Genomic DNA, 1,483 nt, shown 5'->3' with positions numbered 1-1,483 from the left:
GCGGCCAGCACCGCCAACAGGCTGAGGCTATGCACCAGGCCCAGGTAAGGAATCAGCACAAAGCCGCAGAGCATTACGCCGACAATGCCGCCCAGGGTATTCAGCGCGACGATGGTGCCGACGTCGCGGCCCACATGGCGGCTGTCGACCGCCAAGCGCAATGCCAGTGGAAAGGCCGCGCCGAGCAGGGTGGTGGGCAAGAAGACAATGGCCAGCGCCGCCACCAGAAAACGTGCGCACATGCCGGCCAGTTGGTTGCCGGTGGCGACTAATACCCAGGCTTCCACGTGGCTTTGTGCATCGATCAGCCAGCGCCCGAGCCCGGCAATTTCCACCAAGGCCAGCAGGCCGGCGGCGGCAATCAGTAGGCCGAATAGGCCCCATGGGTCACGCAACGTGTCGGCACGCCGGGCATACAAGGCGCTACCCAACACCAAACCGAACAGGTAGGTGGCGAGCATTACCGAGAAGGCGAACGTGCGCGTGCTCATAAACTGCACGATGGCTTGCGACCACAGCACTTCGTAGCCCAGTGCCACACCGCCAGCGACGGTGTACAGCAGCAGGGCCAGGCGCGCGGCGGGCCTGCGCACGCTGTTGTCCAGCACCGGCAGTGCCGGCAGCAGACGCTGACCGCGGTGTTGCCACAGCGCGCCAAAGGCGGCGAGCAGGTTGAGTGCGGCGGCGGCAAACGCAGTGCCGCGCACGCCCAGCCAGGGGATCAGCACAAAGGCAGTGAGCAAGGTGCCGGCGATAGCACCGGCCGTGTTGGCGGCATACAGGCGGCCGCCGGCGTTGCCGAGTTGACCGGTTGCGGGACCGATGGCACGCATCAGCACGGGCAAGGTGCCGCCCATCAACAGGGCGGGAATGCCTACCAGGGCGAAGGGCAGTAGCCAGGCGAGCAGGCCAACCGAGGCTTCCAGGCGGGCGAATAAACCGGCGGCGTGGCCCAGGGCCAAGGTGCTGGCGATGCCGAGGACGGCCACCGCCAGCTCCAGGCCGGCGTAGAGCAATACCGGGCGGGCCAGGCGGTCGGCGCAGCGGCCGAGCAACAGCCCGCCCAAGGCCAGGCCGGCAAAAAAGGCGCTAACACCGGTGGTGATCGCGTACACCTCCACGCCCACCACCAGCGACAGCTGTTTTATCCACAGCACTTGGTAAATCAGCGCGGCGCTGCCGGAGATAAACAGCAGCAGGGTGCAGATCAGTAGGGCTGGGTTGGCCACGGCCGGGGTGATGGAAGGCTGGCTGGAGCGGGATTTTGCGCGAGTCGCAGACGGCATTGTGTAGCGGCCCTTGTTCAATAGCGGGAGGTATGTGCTCTGCGCACCATGGCGTACACGCCGATATCGCTTGGTGCGCACAGCACACCGACGACGCCACAGCAAAAGGACCGGCACGTGGCCGGTCCGAGTAAAACAGGTTGCTCGCCACCTGACGAGCAACGGTGTTGCGCTTACTGGGTTGCCGGGGCGTTTTT

Annotated in this window: 1 protein-coding gene; it reads right to left on the bottom strand. The window is 65.7% G+C overall.

The window, feature by feature from the left end:
- Positions 1 to 1,286: fused MFS/spermidine synthase (locus AAAB16_RS10730; protein WP_340663303.1), on the bottom strand; the 1,286-nt coding region annotated here is incomplete at its 3' end.
- Positions 1,287 to 1,483: the final 197 nt, after the last annotated feature.

The organism is Pseudomonas sp. (genome assembly GCF_037994325.1).
Lineage (GTDB): Bacteria > Pseudomonadota > Gammaproteobacteria > Pseudomonadales > Pseudomonadaceae > Aquipseudomonas.
The sequence above is the reverse complement of the archived record's forward strand: the minus strand, read 5'-3'. Positions and strand labels throughout refer to the sequence as shown.